General features: G+C 56.3%; 14 protein-coding genes. 1 reads left to right on the forward strand and 13 read right to left on the reverse strand.

Features of this window, described 5'->3' with window-relative positions; translation table 11 throughout:
* Positions 1 to 11: 11 nt before the first annotated feature.
* The 9 genes from CAUR_RS16010 to CAUR_RS16050 all read right to left on the reverse strand — a co-directional run bounded on the left by CAUR_RS16010 (position 12) and on the right by CAUR_RS16050 (position 10,753).
* Positions 12 to 884, reverse strand: coding sequence for a F0F1 ATP synthase subunit gamma (locus CAUR_RS16010; RefSeq protein WP_012258894.1), 873 nt, complete (start codon positions 882 to 884; stop codon positions 12 to 14).
* A gap of 65 nt (positions 885 to 949) precedes the next feature.
* Positions 950 to 2,518, reverse strand: a complete 1,569-nt coding sequence (atpA, locus tag CAUR_RS16015) for a F0F1 ATP synthase subunit alpha (RefSeq protein WP_012258895.1) — start codon at positions 2,516 to 2,518, stop codon at positions 950 to 952.
* A 52-nt stretch (positions 2,519 to 2,570) separates the two neighbouring features.
* Positions 2,571 to 3,044, reverse strand: coding sequence for an ATP synthase F1 subunit delta (gene atpH, locus CAUR_RS16020; RefSeq protein WP_012258896.1), 474 nt, complete (start codon positions 3,042 to 3,044; stop codon positions 2,571 to 2,573).
* Between the two features lie 45 nt (positions 3,045 to 3,089).
* The gene (locus CAUR_RS16025) at positions 3,090 to 3,584 is read right to left on the reverse strand and encodes a F0F1 ATP synthase subunit B (protein ID WP_012258897.1); all 495 of its coding nucleotides are present in this window, start codon (positions 3,582 to 3,584) and stop codon (positions 3,090 to 3,092) included.
* Between the two features lie 29 nt (positions 3,585 to 3,613).
* Complete coding sequence (gene atpE / locus CAUR_RS16030; RefSeq protein ID WP_012258898.1) at positions 3,614 to 3,844, reverse strand: ATP synthase F0 subunit C; 231 nt, start codon at positions 3,842 to 3,844, stop codon at positions 3,614 to 3,616.
* An 80-nt stretch (positions 3,845 to 3,924) separates the two neighbouring features.
* Positions 3,925 to 4,863, reverse strand: coding sequence for a F0F1 ATP synthase subunit A (atpB, locus tag CAUR_RS16035; RefSeq protein WP_012258899.1), 939 nt, complete (start codon positions 4,861 to 4,863; stop codon positions 3,925 to 3,927).
* A 2,060-nt stretch (positions 4,864 to 6,923) separates the two neighbouring features.
* Positions 6,924 to 8,114: a response regulator gene (locus tag CAUR_RS16040; protein ID WP_012258900.1), complete on the reverse strand. Its 1,191-nt coding sequence runs from the start codon at positions 8,112 to 8,114 to the stop codon at positions 6,924 to 6,926.
* Between the two features lie 109 nt (positions 8,115 to 8,223).
* Complete coding sequence (locus CAUR_RS16045; RefSeq protein ID WP_012258901.1) at positions 8,224 to 9,357, reverse strand: hypothetical protein; 1,134 nt, start codon at positions 9,355 to 9,357, stop codon at positions 8,224 to 8,226.
* Between the two features lie 277 nt (positions 9,358 to 9,634).
* The gene (locus CAUR_RS16050; protein WP_012258902.1) at positions 9,635 to 10,753 is read right to left on the reverse strand and encodes a L,D-transpeptidase; all 1,119 of its coding nucleotides are present in this window, start codon (positions 10,751 to 10,753) and stop codon (positions 9,635 to 9,637) included.
* A 771-nt stretch (positions 10,754 to 11,524) separates the two neighbouring features.
* Here CAUR_RS16050 and CAUR_RS16055 point away from each other — a divergent pair.
* A complete protein-coding gene (locus tag CAUR_RS16055; protein ID WP_012258903.1) occupies positions 11,525 to 12,430 on the forward strand; it encodes an oxidoreductase in 906 nt (301 codons plus the stop codon).
* Here CAUR_RS16055 and CAUR_RS16060 read toward each other — a convergent pair.
* The 4 genes from CAUR_RS16060 to CAUR_RS16075 all read right to left on the reverse strand — a co-directional run bounded on the left by CAUR_RS16060 (position 12,417) and on the right by CAUR_RS16075 (position 16,007).
* Positions 12,417 to 13,586: a sodium ion-translocating decarboxylase subunit beta gene (locus CAUR_RS16060; RefSeq protein ID WP_012258904.1), complete on the reverse strand. Its 1,170-nt coding sequence runs from the start codon at positions 13,584 to 13,586 to the stop codon at positions 12,417 to 12,419. The genes CAUR_RS16055 and CAUR_RS16060 overlap by 14 nt on opposite strands.
* Complete coding sequence (locus CAUR_RS16065; protein ID WP_012258905.1) at positions 13,586 to 13,975, reverse strand: biotin/lipoyl-containing protein; 390 nt, start codon at positions 13,973 to 13,975, stop codon at positions 13,586 to 13,588. Before CAUR_RS16065 ends, CAUR_RS16060 begins: the two co-directional genes overlap by 1 nt.
* A gap of 77 nt (positions 13,976 to 14,052) precedes the next feature.
* Entirely contained in the window at positions 14,053 to 14,412 is a 360-nt protein-coding gene (locus CAUR_RS16070) for an OadG family protein (protein WP_012258906.1), read from the reverse strand.
* A gap of 17 nt (positions 14,413 to 14,429) precedes the next feature.
* A complete protein-coding gene (locus CAUR_RS16075) occupies positions 14,430 to 16,007 on the reverse strand; it encodes an acyl-CoA carboxylase subunit beta (protein WP_012258907.1) in 1,578 nt (525 codons plus the stop codon).
* Between the last annotated feature and the right edge of the window lie 3 nt (positions 16,008 to 16,010).

Raw genomic sequence — 16,010 nt, forward strand, 5'->3', positions numbered from 1 at the left:
TCCTCTTGTCATTAACTGGTGAGAGCAGCGGCGCCCGAAGCGATTTCGCTGACCTCTTTAGTAATGGCGGCCTGCCGCGCTTTGTTAAACGACAGGGTCAAATCGCGGACCAGATCTTTGGCGTTGTTCGTTGCATTACGCATCGCAACCATTCGTGCACTGTGTTCACTGGCGATGCTTTCAAGAACTGCCTGATAAATCTGGGTTTCGACATAACGCGGCAGAATGCTATTGAGAACTTCTTCTTCTCCCGGCTCGTAGGTATAATCAACATTCGTCGTGGTCGAGATGTCAGGACTCTCTACCGGTAACAATTGCTTGATAGCCGGACGTTGCACCAACGTATTGATGAACTCACTATAAATAATGTAGAGTTCATCATACTTGCCCGACTGAAACCCATTAATGGCGCTAATTGCGACACCCAGGATTGCTTCGAGCTTTGGTGCATCGCCGAGACGGGTTGCTTCACCTGCCGGGGCAAAACCGGTTCGTAAGAAGAAATCGCGCCCCTTACGACCGAACGTATACACATCAACGGTGCGTCCCATAGCGCGTTGCTCGGTGATAAAGCGACCGGCGCGACGTAGCACATTCGCCACCAGGCTCCCGCAAAGCCCTCGATCAGGCGTTACAACTAGCAGTGCAACACTTTTCACCGTCTCGCGCTTTTCAAGCAACGTACCGCGACGTGCCGCTCCCACGACTCGAGCAGTAAGATTGGCCATAACCTCCCGCATCCGGTCGGCATATGGCCGGGTAGCTAACACATTCCGTTGGGCGCGCCGCATCTTCGATGCTGACACCATCTCCATCGCTCGCGTAATCTGAGCAACATTCTTCACAGAGCGGATGCGGCGCTTAATCTCGCGACTACTCGGCATATCGAACCCTTTGCAGTCTGGATTCCGGCGAGCGCTTCAGAGGGACGCTCGCCGGTAGCCTTCTGCTAGCTATAGTTGCTGGTTGCCTTAAATTCCTTAATCGCCGCTTCCAGCGCCTCTTTCACTTCAGGCGTCGGGAACTTGCGATCAAGGCGATTGTCGTAGATCAGCTTCCGCACCTCGGGGTGAGCGGTGCGCAGGAAGGCCAGAAAGTCATCGCGCCACTTGGTGATCAACGGCACCGGTACATCATCGAGATAGTTGTTGGTTGCTGCGTACAGCACGGCTACCTGGTCTTCGACCGGAAGCGGCTGATACTGTGGTTGCTTCAGCAATTCTTGCAGACGCTGACCGCGCTCGATTTGCGCTTTGGTCGTCGCATCGAGATCGCTGGCAAACTGGGCGAATGCAGCCAGGTCACGGAACTGTGCCAGCTCACCTTTCAGCTTACCGGCAACTGCCCGCATTGCCCGGGTCTGTGCAGCACCACCGACACGCGACACCGAGATACCGACGTTGAGCGCCGGACGTTGACCGGCATTGAACAGGTCGGACTCCAGATAAATCTGGCCGTCGGTGATCGAGATGACGTTCGTCGGAATGTAGGCCGACACGTCGTTTGCCTGCGTCTCGATGACCGGCAACGCGGTCAGCGAACCACCACCGTACTCTTCATTCAGACGAGCGGCGCGTTCAAGCAGACGCGAGTGCAGGTAGAAGACATCACCGGGATAGGCTTCGCGGCCGGGTGGGCGGCGGAGCAAGAGAGATACCTGGCGATAGGCAACAGCGTGCTTGCTCAGGTCGTCGTAGACGATCAGGGCATCCTTGACCAGTTGCCCATTGAGCATAACGCCGTTTTCCATAATCTCTTCGCCCATCGCACAACCGGCGTAGGGGGCGATGTACTGCAACGCAGCGCTCTCGGAGGCGGTTGCCGACACGACGATGGTGTACTCCATCGCGCCAAATCGTTCGAGCGTTCCGACCACCTGGGCAACCTGTGCCCGGCGCTGACCAATGGCAACGTAGATACATACCATCCCCTGGCCCTTCTGGTTGAGGATGGTATCAATGGCCACCGCCGTCTTACCGGTCTGGCGGTCACCGATAATCAGCTCACGCTGACCGCGTCCAATCGGAATCAGCGCGTCAATGGCAATGATACCGGTTTGCACCGGTGTATCAACCGACTTACGGGTAATCACACCAGGGGCAATGCGCTCGATGGGGCGGGTCTTCTCGTAGACGATTGGCCCCTTACCATCGATTGGTTGCCCAAGTGGATTCACCACTCGTCCCAACAACCCCTGCCCAACCGGCACCGAAATCACCCGGCCGGTTGAGGTAACCATATCCCCTTCCTCAATCGTCTCATCGTCACCAAGGATAATGGCGGCGACGCTATCCTGTTCGAGGTTCAGGGCAATACCGTAAATCGACTCATTGCGACCGGCTTTCGGGGGAAATTCAACAATCTCAGAGGCGACGACCTGATCAAGGCCGGACAGCCGCGCGACGCCGTCTCCGACGGCAATCACCGTACCGACATTGACCTGGCGCGGCTGAAGGTCGACGCCGCTCGTGATCCCCTGCTTCAGCCGGGCGATCAATTCCTCAGTAATCGTCGTCATGCTCTACTCCGTCGCGCTGGTAGCCGGCGATACCGGGCCAGCGAGCTGGACTCTAACTTGCCTGTAACACACGCTGAATGGCGCTCAGGCGGGCACGCAGGCTATTATCAAGCACCTGATCGCCAACCCGAATAATCAAACCACCAATCAACGTTGGATCGACATGATATGTGACATGGACATCGCCGTAGCGCTGCTGCAATTCGCGGGTAATCCGCTCTTTCTGCTCGGCGCTCAGCTCAATCGCGCTGGTGACACTGGCATCAACTGCGCGGCTACCGGTTTCAAGATACCCCGGCAGAGCAGCGGCCACCGCATTAAGTTCACCGGTCAGCCCCTCTTTAGCCATGGTGAGCAAGAAATTGCGCACCTGTGGCAGCAGGTCGGCCGGCAAGACGGCGGCTGCCTCGCTGGCTGAAAGACCGGCAATGCGTGGAGCAGCAGCGCGTATCTGTTCAGCGGCCGTTGTTAAGAGCGCCTCTACCAGCGGCGCAGCCAGCGCTCGTGCGTCAATGGTCGTTGCCATACTCTCGTTTCCTCACGCAAACCAGGCACCTGCCAGTCTGCGACGTTAGTTGCGGCGATCCAGTGCTGCCAGCGACTCAGCAATCAGAGCATCGTGACCACGCGCTTGCAGCTCTGCACCGAGCACACGGCTGGCGGTCAAGGTAACCAGATCGGCAATCTGGCTCTTGGCCTCGCTCAACATCCGAATGCGCTCTTGCTCGGCCTGGGCGCGAGCCTCTTCCTTCAGACGCTCAGCCTCACGACGCGCCTGGGCAATGATCTCAGCCTCCTGCTGCTTGGCTCGCTCCTGCGCCTGGGCCACGATTTTAGCGGCCTCCTGGCGTGCCCGGGCAATTTCTGCCTCGTAGTCACGCCTGGCATTTGCCAATTGTTCGCGCACCTTCTCGGCATCCCGTACACTCTCTTCAATCCGCCGGGTGCGCTCATTCAGCAGGTTCATCACCGGCCGGTATAGCAGCGCGCGCAGAATGAAGATGAGCAACAGGAAGTTGATCAGTTGCGCAATAAACAGGGTCGGATTAATACCTAATGCTTCCACCCTTCAAACCTCCTGTAACGCGCAATCGCTTACTGCAACACGCCGAAACCGATCAAGAATGCAATCACCAAACCGAAGATTGCCAGTGCTTCAGTAAAGGCGATACCGATGAACATGTACGTCACGACACGGTTTTCGATCTCAGGATTGCGGCCAATCGCCTGCACCGCACCCGATACAATGATACCGATGCCGACACCTGGCCCAATTGCGCCCAAACCCACAGCGAGCGCGGTAGCGACGAGATTCAAACCCTCCATGATTGAGATGCCTCCTTAAAAGCAGACTCTGCGACGAACCCAATATCAAACATTCTAGCGGATAATTCCGCCCGAACTCATCAATGTGCGTGCTCCTCATCGTGGCCGGTGACGGCAATATTCAGGAACGCATAGGTTAACAGCGCAAAGATCAGCGCCTGGATGAAGCCAACGAACACTTCAAAGCCGTAGAAGGGCAGTGGTAACAGGAGTGGCACCAGGAATGCCATCACGACCAGCAACACTTCACCGGCAAAGATATTGCCGAAAAGACGGAAGGCCAACGCGAAGGGCTTGACTAGCTCTGAGATAAACTCAATGATCCCGACAAACGACATGATGCCATTTGTGTTGAAGAACTTCTTCAAATACCCTGGGCCAAGCGCCCGGAAGCCCCAGTACTCGATGAAGACGAACGAGATAACAGCAATTGCGAAGGTAAAATTGAGATCGGCTGCCGGTGCCCGGAAGAGCGGAACCAGCTTCTTGCCCTGAGCAGCACAGGTATCGTGAATCTCCTCACCCTCGGCGGCTGCAACACTGCTCAGCGGAGCAGCCGGTGCTGCCAGCGCCAGACGCTCATCGACAACCGCGTGCTCTTCTTTCTTCTCGTGGCAAACGCCAATTGAGCCTACTCCGGGCAGCAAACCAAACCAGTTGCCGAAGAGCACGAAGAGGAAGATCGTTGCTACCAGCGGAAAAGCAGTGGCAACATATTTGGCGTTAATGTTGCGGAAGAGATTGTAGAGTGACTCGAGGATGAACTCCATGACGTTCTGCAACCCGCGTGGCACCATTTGCAAGTTGCGGGTAGCAGCCACAGCCAGAGCGATCACGAAGATGTCAATAATAATCGCAACAACGAATGAATTGGTGATTGGAAAGCCGGGAATACCGTCGAAAATGACCTCAGCGGCGACTTCTACGTGCGGTGGGCCGGTGTAGAGGAAGAAGCGACTGGCAATCGAAATGATGAGCGCTCCTACAATAATGAGAATGTTTCGAGTCCGCGTTGACAACGCCTACCTCCTGCTCGACAACGTCGGAACTATGCAGCGCCCGGGTATTGCTCTCTGTGCGCTGCTGCCCGATGGACGAACAACAACTTCCTTGTTCGATCTTTCACAATCAGTATAACGCACCTCGCAAAATTTCGCAACTTGCCTGCCCCATTGATGGCCGGTTCACTTGCAGTTCTACGAGGCCGACGCGAGTATACCATAGCTACGCGGGATGGGCAACTGATGTTATGGCAGGGTGCAGTGGTGGAGTTCTCCCCTTCCTGTGTGTTGCGGTCTTTCACTCGTTTGGCCGGGCGGGCTGGTGTGTCGGTGGTTGTAAAATCCTTCACCTCAAGGTATTGAGGTTTCCGTGTGGCTGTTCTCAGGCTTGATCACGTTCTCAACAGTGTGGGTAAGACGACAAGGGCGTTGTATCAAATCTTGCGTGATTGTGCATTACTGCCTGCCATCGGCTATGCGGTGATCGGTGATTGTCCTTATCCCTTGGATAGTCAGGTGAACGGTACAGGTACCGTCCGTAGGGGCGGGTTATCAACCCGCCCCTACCGAACCCGCCCCTATGCACCACCGGCACCAGCACGCTGAGGGGCAGGCTGCCGGCCTGCGTTCAGCCATCCCCATTATCAGAGTCACGTACCGGCACGGGAGTCCGCTGCAATTCGCGTCGGATCATGAGTACGGCTGGCGCGGCAGCATGGCTGCCGCACTCCAAACTGCGCGACACGCGCATAACGAGCGGGTACGGCAATCCATCCAGCACGTGCCGGCACGGCTGGAGCGGTGCCCTGTCACCTGGTCAGTCGACCAAAACAGCATACATGGCGATCATACCGCTGATACACCCATGGTTGACACCAGTTGTGGGTAATGCATAGCGTATCGCGGGAGAGGGGAGGACTGAGGTTTGATTCAGGTCTTCCTGATGACGTAGACGCTATGTTAGTTTGTATTTTCTGTCCACCCTTAAACGCGACAATCCATGGGGATCAGCGATACGATCCGACCGAACGTAGCGATGCCGTCAGCGGTGGCGCCATATGCACCTGGCGGTGGTCATCACGCGGGATATGGCGCACGAGGGGGTAGGGGCGGGTTCTAAACCCGCCCCTACCAAACCCGCCTCTACCAAACCCGCCCCTACTAAACCCGCCCCTACGGCAAACTGATGTCCGGTCAGCGCACATTGTGCGTGAGGCGTGTACATCACTGCCTGACAGCGAATATGCTGTGATCGGTGATTATCTGTTGCTGTAGTGACAGTCGGTGGGGATTACCGCCACGACTCGGATGGCCGCAAGGTGAGCGGATGAATGTGACGATGCCCTCAGCGGTGGCGTCATTCACACCTGGCGGTGTCCATCACGCGGGATGTGGCGCACGAGGGGGTAGGGGCGGGTTCCAAACCCGCCCCTACCAAACCCGCCTCTACCAAACCCGCCCTACCAAACCCGCCCCTACGGCAAACTGATGTCCGGTCAGCGCACATTGTGCGTGAGGCGTGTACATCACTGCCTGACAGCAAATATGCTGTGATCGGTGATTATCTGTCCCCATGGTGACAGTCTGTGGGGATTACCGCCACGACTCGGAATGGCCGCAGGGTGAGCGGATGAATGTGGCGATGCCGTCAGCGGTGGCGTCATTCACACCTGGCGGTGGTCATCACGCGGGATATGGCGAACAAGGAAGTAGGGGCGGGTTCTAAACCCGCCCCTACCGAACCCGCCCCTACGGCAAACCGATGTCTGGTCAGCGCACATTGTGCGCGAATCCTGTATACACTGCCTGACCACGAATATGCCGTGATCGGTGATTATCTGTTGCTGTAGTGACAGTCGGTGGGGATTACCGCCACGACTCGGATGGCCGCAGAGTGAGCGGATGAATGTGGCGATGCCGTCAATAGTGATGCCATCTACACCTGGCGGTGGTCATCACGCCGATAGAGCGTGCTGTGTCAGGTTGTGGGGGGGGTGACTCGAGTGATGCAGGTGATGACAGATATGCGGATTACCCTGACACCCTGCACAAAGCAGGGGTCAGGGAAGGAACGTGTTTTAGCGGGCGAGTACGTCGCGCAATTCCCGGATGGCACGTTTGGCGTTGACCCACACGGCACCGATTTTCGAGCTGGCGACACGCTTGTTGAAAACCAACACGAGCAGAAATCGCTGAGCTACGTCGAAGCAGTAGAGATCGATATTTACCCCTTCGTGGATGTAGACGCTTGTTGCATCTTCTTCACGGAGCTGGCGGGCCACTTCACCGGTGGTTGAAAAGCCGGTTGAGAGGAGTGGTAAGACGATCATCAACGGCAGGTTGCCCTTGTCGCCGGTTTCGACCAGGATCATGCCTGCACGATCAGTTAACATAATACTTTGAGTGCCCAGGTCTTGCCCCAACTGGCTCATAACACTGCGGATAGCTGCGATATTCTGCTCGGTAACGATCAGGTTATGACCATCGCTGCGCCAGGTTGATGGCGGTGCAGGTGGTGGGGTTGAGGTTGATCCTGGAGCAGATGAAGGGGCCGGCGATTGTGTGCGGCGTTCAGCAGCTGCACGTGAGCGAGCTGCCAACCCACCACGTGTCGATGCCGTTTCACGGGCCGCACGTTCGGCGGCTTCTCGTTCAGCAGCTTCGCGCTCGGCAGCTTCACGAGCAGCTCTTTCAGCGGCTTCTCGTTCAGCTCGGGAAGGTAAGACGACTCGTGCCGGTGTAAATTGCCGCCGTGGTGATGAATCGGTAGGTGTTTCACCTGATGTTGAACGTACTGGTTCACTCTTTGCAGGTGGTGTCGGTGTGCTCTCTACCGGTTTGGCTACTTCGCGTACCGCTTCGGTAGGTGCCGGGGCAGGTGCTGGAGTTGCCGGCAGCGGCTCAGTTCGTGGTGTGTTAAGGGCTGTATGGATTGCGTGACGTACCATGTCCAGACTCAACTCACCGGTGAGTACACTGCTAACGCCAGCCGTTTGCGCACGTTCGCGGTCGGTGCTGCTCAGGTTGTTTCCCCAAAGAAGGACACGGGTGTTCGGGTCAAAATTTGGCACAATTTCAGCCAAATCAAGACCGCTCATCTCGTCAAGATCAATCTCGCTCAGTACCAGATCAGGTGGTTCGGTACTGATCGACCACAAGGCATCGTTTGCCGATGTAAACATTTGTACTTCAGCGTCGCCGGCCAGCGCCTCTGGTAGGCTACGGAGCGTTGGGTTAGCGCGGGCGACTACGACGATACGATACGTCATTGAATTCTCTCACACTATCGCTCAAAGTAGAAACCATCTACTACTGTTCACTAGTATACTCGAAATAGCTACAACTTGAAGCAAATTTTAGAGGCAAGATTACCACTGTTTACGCGATCACCTCGACACAACTTCTGGGTAGCCAGATAGCTTCACCGCTGTCCAGCAACACTTCAACGGCGGCGGTGCGTATACCGGCAGGGATGCGTTGTGGGAGAGCAGGCAGGCTACGCACACGCCCGATCCGCCCAAGGTGATCGTGGTCGAGCAGTCGCACCGTGGCCCCGATCCGTAATGGTGGCCGCGGTGGTTCAAGTGATGCGTTGCTGCTTCGGGACAGGGGGATGATGACTCGTGGTCGACGGTGTGGATGGCGAAGACTGGTACTACTCTCGATGTAGACTTCGCGCCGATCATTGCCGGCAAGTAATTCAAACAACGGTTTTGCCATCGGTGCACTGCCTATCCCTTCGGTCAACACAATTGTCAGTGGCGAGTCAGTCTGGGAAACCCATTGCCAGTTACGCAGACCGGGAAGAAAAGGCAGACGCTTTGTCCATTGGAAAAACTCACGCAGGACACTTTCGCTGATACTACCGATAATGATGCCACGAACCTGATTTTCAACCGCTTTGCGGAGTGCAGCAGCACTGATCCCGCTCCCCCCGATGAGCACAGCATACATGCTTTGCGCATCAATCATCGCCTCGGTGATTGGCTCGCCCGGATCAAGGGTGAGCAGGCGGGTGACACCGTAACAATCATTTCCCAGGCTGGCGATCCCGAAGATTTGGGCTGCCGGGGTTTCGATGACTACCCGTTGTTGATCGATGATTTCCATCACAATACCGCGAATGCCGGCTGTTACGGTGATTTGCTGTGGTTCTGGCTGAAGAATTGCATAACCGGTTGCAGGATCGACGGCGTAGAGGATGCCATTAACCGGGCTAAGGACACGGCGACTCAGCAGGCCGCGCCGGCGCGCCAGGACGGCACCGGCATTTACCGGCTGACCTATCGGTGCGACGACGGCACGAGCGGCCTGATCGGGTGGTAACGCCAGTGCCTGCGCAAGGTTAATCATGTATGGAGGATTGTGCTTCTGACCACGAGCCACAATATCGTCAGGCTCGACGCGACCACCCTGTCTAACCAGAATTTCCCCCGGTTGGGGAAGTGTGCGATCAAGGCGAGCTACCGTGCTCTTGATAACCGGCGGTACACCATCGGGTACGTACAGCATAGTGTTTCCGTGTGTGGTGCAGGGGTGTTAACTCTGCGCAATTATACCATGTTCGCAGTGCAGACACGCAAGGTACAGTTTACTATCAGCGTTCATCTCGTGCGTTCACGAGTAGTGATCTGTCAGATGACGAGCCTTTTGCGCCTGGTGATGCATGACTCGTTTCATTTGCAATGTTTGGGCAACGATTGCCTACAGGCTAATATCTGGACTACGTTACTGCAATTATCGATCACGGTTTTCACAGCATTGGTGAGATAACCTGATGTATGTCTCGTCAGTATATCTTGACCGGTACGCCGAGATCGGCCCATTCGTAAAGCCACTGGGCATCATCGATCCGTAAATTAATACAACCGTGTGACATCCGCACGCCACTGCCGTGGGCGTTATGCCAGTAGGTTCCGTGGAGAGCAACTCCACCGACGACATACTGAACCCACGGCACATTGGGTACATACCAGCATTCACCACCGAGGCAGCCACTCATTGTTTGTTGGGGTAAGCGGTAGTAGATGGTGAAATCGCCGCGTGGTGTATTGAAACCGTCGCGTCCGGTGGCAACCGGTGCTGAAAAGACTAACAGGTTGTCCTCGTAGGCGAAGAGGTATTGGCGCGCCAGATCGACTTCAATGCGGCGTGACCATAAACCGGGACTCCAATCAACGGCACCAGGGAGACGGGCAACCGGTGTTGTGTTGATGCCGTGCAATGTGGCGATTTGAAGACCGAGATCATCAATTTGAACTTCAAAGAGGCTATCAAGATCGAGGCCGTAGATGGCTTGCTGTTGACGGAAGAAAGGCGCGAGTGATTCCGGTCGGTAGAGAAAACGGGCGCGCTCGAAGTATTGGACAAGCGTGCCGTTCTCGTCACGTTCTTCGCTGAGGGGAAAGCCGAAGACCGGCAAGCCGCCATGGCGCTCCCAGAATTCAAAGAATTCACCACGCAGAGTGTAGCCGGTTTCCGGGAAGAAGGCACCGATTGCGGTGTCGGTCGCGGGCGGAGGGATTGTGGGCTGGTGTGCCAGCCATTCGCGTCCGATCAGACCAAGCTGCACCTGCTGAGGTGTGCCGGCGTATTCGGGGTGGTACTCAAAACGGGCACGTTCAAAGTATTGGACAATCCGGCCATCAATGACCAGTTCTTCACTGATCGGCATGCCGAAGGTGTGAAGCTGACCATTAGCCCGCCAGAAATCGAGAAAGCCGACCCGGTTTGAGAGATGATGGCCGGTAGCTGGAAAGTAGACGGTGCGAACGACCGGTAATTGTTTTGACCAGGTCGCTGATCCTGCCGTAGCCGGGTTGATCCAGTACAACCAGAGTAGCAGGCTACATCCGATCAAACCGGCCAGGATAAATTGAGTGGGTGATGCGTGGCGACCAATCCGCATAGGCAACTCTGAACAATGGCGCTCGTTGGTGGAAAAACTGTCGTCTTTGAGTTTGTCATCCGTTCGAGAAATGGTGTAATTCGGGCGAGATTGTGACTCGTCTCAATGTGCGGCTTTTCTCTGTGTTGGCTTGTGTACTTATTCACTTCGGGCGATCACGCAGGTATTATATCAGGTTAAGATGGGTTATTTTCTTCAAAATCGCTTAAAACTTTTTTCAATATGGTTTTCGTTTGTGATCAGCCGGGATGTGACGGTGTGGGGACATAAATTAGCGCCAACTAGAAGTTGTCTCAAATTACTGACGGATCACATGATCGTGAGGAGCACACACAGTATCCCCGTGACCGGCAGGGTTAACGGCAAGCCACGCGCCGGATCGTGAGCACGGCTGTCGACTCCACACGCTGCGACACGCGCATGACAAGCGGGCAAGGTACCCCATCCGACGCCTGATGACACGACCGGAGCTGCGCTCTGCCAATGGGTCAGGAGCAGGGTAGGCTGTCGTTAGTGATTGGTAAGCGTTCATGCGCTTGTGCGACAGGCTGGGAGCACGATAGTACAGCTTTTGTGAAATTAAGTTCTACCTCCAATTTTATCTCCCCAACGCTACGTGCCTGACAATGTTCACATTCGATATTCTCAACTCACGTTATACTACACGCAATGCGAACGATTACGATGGTAGTGCACCGGTCATTCGGGGCTGGTGGCAAACGCATGGCGTCATCTTCAGGCACCCATACATGTAAGCAGTGAGCGTCATATATGGCCGATCTCTTCACACCGCTACAGGTTGCCGGTCGGCAGTTGCGCAATCGGATTGTGATGGCGCCGGCACCGAGTGGGCTGGCCGGTTCTGATGGCTTTTGCCATAGCGCTCTGATCAGTTATTACGAGCGACGAGCAAAGGCCGGGGTAGGTCTGATTGTTACTGAACCGATGCTTATTTGTGCGCCATCAACACCGACGAGTCATCTCGGTATCTGGCACGATTGTTTTGTTCCTGCACTCCGGCGGCTTTCAGCCGCAGCCCATGCGTTTGGGAGCCGGATTGTCTTTTTGCTGGAAGTTCCGCTTGCTGATATAGCAATGCCCATGCTCGTTGAGAGCTACGTACAGGGTGCCTGGCGTGCATTAGCCGCCAGTGCAGATGGCGTATTCATCTCGGTTGCCGATGGTGGATTGTTAGCGACGATCATTGCGGCAAATCGGCAGTCGGGTAACGGCAGGCAAATACCGATCACTGAACGTATTCTGCCGTTACTGACTATCATTGAACAGATTCGCCGAAACTATGGTCGTCACATATGGGTTGGGTTGCGTATGCCGGCAGCGGAACTGGTGGCGGATGGCCTGACCCACCAGGATGCCCGGCTGATTGCCCGACGGGCCGTGGCTGCCGGTGCGCAATTTCTGGATGTGACGATTAATCGTTATTCGCCTGATGTAGCACGCTTTCCGGGCTGGACGCTCCCCCTGGTTGCGAGTATCCATCGTATCGCCAGTGAAGCAGTTGTGATTGGCTCCGGGCAATTGAGTGATCCGTGGCTGGCCGATGCGGCCATTCAGGACGGAAGTGTTGATTTGGTCATGCTGTGTACCGCTCTGCGGCTCTTGCCTGAATGGCCGCAACTGGCACGCCGGGTGCTGGGAATGGTCAGCGTAAAATGACCAGCATGACTCCTGCCGCCACTGCCGATCCGATCACGCCGGCAACGTTTGGACACATTGCCTGCCAGATTAAGAAGTTGTGCCGATCCTCTGCCTGCGCAACGGTATGCGCAACTCGTGCCGACATTGGGACGGCTGACACGCCAGCCGCGCCGATCAGCGGATTGATTTTGTTACGGGTAAAGAGATTGTAAAATTTGGCGAACAAGACACCGCCTGCGGTCGAGATGGCAAATGCGCAGGCACCAAGGGCAAAGATGGCGATAGATCGCGGGGTGAGAAAGTTGCTGGCCTGCGTACTGGCACCGACGGTCAGACCGAGCATAATGGTCACGCTATCGATCAGGGCGCTGCGTGCTGTTTTGGCCAGTCGTTCGGTGACACCGCTCTCTTTGAGGAGATTGCCGAAGAAGAGCATGCCAAGCAGCGGTAATGTATCCGGGACGATGAGCACACAGACGATCAGGCCAATGATCGGGAACAGGATACGTTGTGTGCGGCTGACCTCGGCGGGTGGTGGCATGCGGATCAGGCGCTCTTCGCGGGTGGTGAGCAGGCGCATGATCGGTGGTTGAATGACCGGCACCAGGGCCATGTACGAGTAGGCAGAGACGGCAATCGCGCCGAGGAGATCAGGTGCGAGCCGTGAGGCAATGAAAATGGCCGTTGGCCCATCAGCCCCGCCGATGATCCCAATTGCCGCCGCAGCCCGCAGCAAACGAAGAGGATCGTTAGCGTCGGCCAGATCGAGGAACGGGAGATACTGTCCCAGAAAGACAGCCATTAAGAGCGTGAAGAAGATACCGAGCTGAGCAGCAGCACCGAGCAAGATCAGGCGCGGCTGGGCAATCAGGGCCGAGAAGTCGGTCATTGCCCCGATGCCGAGAAAGATGAGGGGCGGGAAGACGCCGGCGATGACTCCGAAGTAGATGTAGTTCAAGACGCTGCCCTGGTCGTAGACACCCTGCCCCATGCCTGGTTCAAATGGCATATTGCCGAGAATGATGCCGAATCCAATCGGTACCAGGAGGAGTGGCTCGAAGTTGCGGGCAATTGCCAGATAGACGAACACACAGCCGACGACGATCATCAACAGATTGCCCCATGCCAGATGGGCAATCCCGCTTGCTTCAAAAAAACCAATCAGCCATTCCATCAGGCAAACTCCAGGAGTGGTTGACCTTGACGCACCGAGTCGCCGACTTTCACATTGATGGCACGGATGGTGCCGGCAATCGGTGAGCTAACGTTAGAATTCATCTTCATTGCCTCAATCACGACCAGCGGATCATTTTCCTTTACCTGATCGCCGACATTTACCTTGATTTCGGCCACGATGCCGGCAATGGGTGATACCAGCACGCCTGGGCCGGTTGGATTTGGTGAGGTCGGCCTTGGTGCAGAGTCGGTGCGTGTCGGCGATTGTGGCGGTGGTACGGCATTCACACTGGTTGGAGCATGCAACGCTGGCTCGTCATCGTCGGCTAATACCTCGACTTCGACCTCGTAGGTGATACCGTTGACAGTGATGCGTAAGCGCTTCATATGCTCTCCGTCATGCAGGGTCGTCCTTTTGATCTACACGCCCGTTTAGCGAATATCCTGCAACGACTGATGCAATCTTATCGGCGTAACTGGCGATTAGCCATTACGCTGATGCGGCCCAGTCGTGCCCAGTTCACCGATAGTTGTCGGTAGTAGCGCACACGCAAGATACGTACCGGCTGGTCGAGTGCCGTCACTGCCGCTGCGGTCAGGATGGCAATGAGTTGGGGATCGAGTTGATCGGCAGCGACAGGATTCCTCTCTGGTTTGGATGGCGGTGTGATAGTATCTGGCGTGGTTGAGCGGAAGAGTCGTTGCGTGGCATTGAGTGCGCCTAAGACCAGAGCCACAATTATTAACACGATGAAGACGATGCTTATACCGGTAATCGCGATCTGCAAGCCGGTCAGGAGCGGATTAGCGCCAGGATCGACCATAGACTCTCCTTTGAGATTTAGAGCGGAACCAGGCCGTGCTTCTTTTGCGGACGGAACTCACGTTTGGTGCGCAGCGAGGCCAGGGCCAGGCTGAGGTAGCGGCGGGTTTCGCTGGGGGCAATGATGCTATCGATAAGGTTGCGACCGGCACCGACGTAGGGTGAGGCAAACTCAGCCCGGTACTGGCGTACAAATTCGGCACGCGCCGCAGCCGGGTCGTCCGCCTGCTTGATCTGGTCGCGGTAGATGATGTTAACCGCGCCCTCTGGCCCCATGACCGCGATTTCGGCGCCTGGCCAGGCGGCTACCCGATCCGCCCCCAGGTCTTTGCCGCACATGGCCAGGTAGGCGCCGCCGTAGGCTTTGCGCAGGATGATTGATATTTTCGGTGTGGTTGCGGCGGAGTAGGCGAAGAGCATCTTCGCGCCGTGCCGAATGATGCCGCCGCGTTCCTGGGCAACGCCGGGCAGGAAGCCTGGGACGTCAATAAATGTGATGAGTGGAATGTTGAAGGCGTTGCAAAAACGGACAAAACGCGCTATCTTATCCGAAGCGTCAATATCGAGTACTCCTGCCATCACCATCGGCTGATTGGCAACAATTCCAACGGTACTGCCGTCGATGCGGGCAAACCCGATTACGGCGTTGTCGGCGAAGCCACGCTGGACTTCGAGAAAGTCCCCATCATCAACGATCCGCTTGATGATGGGTATGACATCGTATGGTTCACGTGGATCAGCGGGGATGATGGTGTCGAGCACCGGATCGTTGAACAGGCGCAGTTCGCCGTCACCGCGATCAGGTGGGTCTTCGAGGTTGTTCGCCGGTAGGAAACTCAGCAGTCGCTTGCAGATTGCAATTGCTTCCACATCGTTCTCAGCAATGAAATGGGCAACGCCGCTACGTACTTGAGCTTCAGGGCCGCCGAGTTCGTCACCGGTGACGTGTTCGCCGGTCACTTGTTTGAGTACTTCCGGGCCGGTGATGAACATCTCGCTGCCCCGCACCATGATGATGAAGTCCATCAAAGCCGGCGAATAGGCGGCACCGCCCGCGCATGGCCCGGCGATAATGGCGATTTGGGGTACTACTCCGGAGAGCAGGACGTTGCGGTAGAAGATGCGACCATAGCCACTGAGGGCATCAATGCCCTCCTGGATGCGAGCACCGCCGCTATCGTTGATGGTGATAAACGGCGAACCGCATTTGAACGCGAGATCCATCGTCTGACAGATCTTATCGGCGTGCATCTCGCCGACCGAGCCGCCGGCAACGGTAAAGTCCTGAGCGGCAACAAAGACCTGGCGGCCATCAACACTGCCACAACCGGTGATGACGCCTTCAGCCGGTATCTCCTTGTCGGCCATGCCAAAGGCGGTACAGCGGTGACGGGCAAAGAGGAAGAGTTCCTGAAACGTTTCCGGTTCAATCAGCAGGTGAATACGTTCGCGGGCAGTCAGTTTACCGGCTTGATGCTGGCGTGCGATACGGTCTGGGCCACCGCCCTGTTCCAGGCGCTGCCGGTACTGGCGCAGGGATTCAATGCGAGCACGCATCGTTGGCGGTGCTTGTCGGGCCAGCTCTTGTTGAGTCATCGC

The organism is Chloroflexus aurantiacus J-10-fl, assembly GCF_000018865.1.
Taxonomy (GTDB): Bacteria; Chloroflexota; Chloroflexia; order Chloroflexales; family Chloroflexaceae; genus Chloroflexus; species Chloroflexus aurantiacus.

Bases quoted from the DNA above. Each gene is read 5' to 3' on its own strand.
- CAUR_RS16010 (WP_012258894.1), bottom strand. From the start codon at position 884: ATGCCGAGTAGTCGCGAGATTAAGCGCCGCATCCGCTCTGTGAAGAAT.
- atpA (WP_012258895.1), bottom strand. From the start codon at position 2,518: ATGACGACGATTACTGAGGAATTGATCGCCCGGCTGAAGCAGGGGATC.
- atpH (WP_012258896.1), bottom strand. From the start codon at position 3,044: ATGGCAACGACCATTGACGCACGAGCGCTGGCTGCGCCGCTGGTAGAG.
- atpE (WP_012258898.1), bottom strand. From the start codon at position 3,844: ATGGAGGGTTTGAATCTCGTCGCTACCGCGCTCGCTGTGGGTTTGGGC.
- CAUR_RS16040 (WP_012258900.1), bottom strand. From the start codon at position 8,114: ATGACGTATCGTATCGTCGTAGTCGCCCGCGCTAACCCAACGCTCCGT.
- CAUR_RS16045 (WP_012258901.1), bottom strand. From the start codon at position 9,357: ATGCTGTACGTACCCGATGGTGTACCGCCGGTTATCAAGAGCACGGTA.
- CAUR_RS16050 (WP_012258902.1), bottom strand. From the start codon at position 10,753: ATGCGGATTGGTCGCCACGCATCACCCACTCAATTTATCCTGGCCGGT.
- CAUR_RS16055 (WP_012258903.1), top strand. From the start codon at position 11,525: ATGGCCGATCTCTTCACACCGCTACAGGTTGCCGGTCGGCAGTTGCGC.
- CAUR_RS16060 (WP_012258904.1), bottom strand. From the start codon at position 13,586: ATGGAATGGCTGATTGGTTTTTTTGAAGCAAGCGGGATTGCCCATCTG.
- CAUR_RS16065 (WP_012258905.1), bottom strand. From the start codon at position 13,975: ATGAAGCGCTTACGCATCACTGTCAACGGTATCACCTACGAGGTCGAA.
- CAUR_RS16070 (WP_012258906.1), bottom strand. From the start codon at position 14,412: ATGGTCGATCCTGGCGCTAATCCGCTCCTGACCGGCTTGCAGATCGCG.
- CAUR_RS16075 (WP_012258907.1), bottom strand. From the start codon at position 16,007: ATGACTCAACAAGAGCTGGCCCGACAAGCACCGCCAACGATGCGTGCT.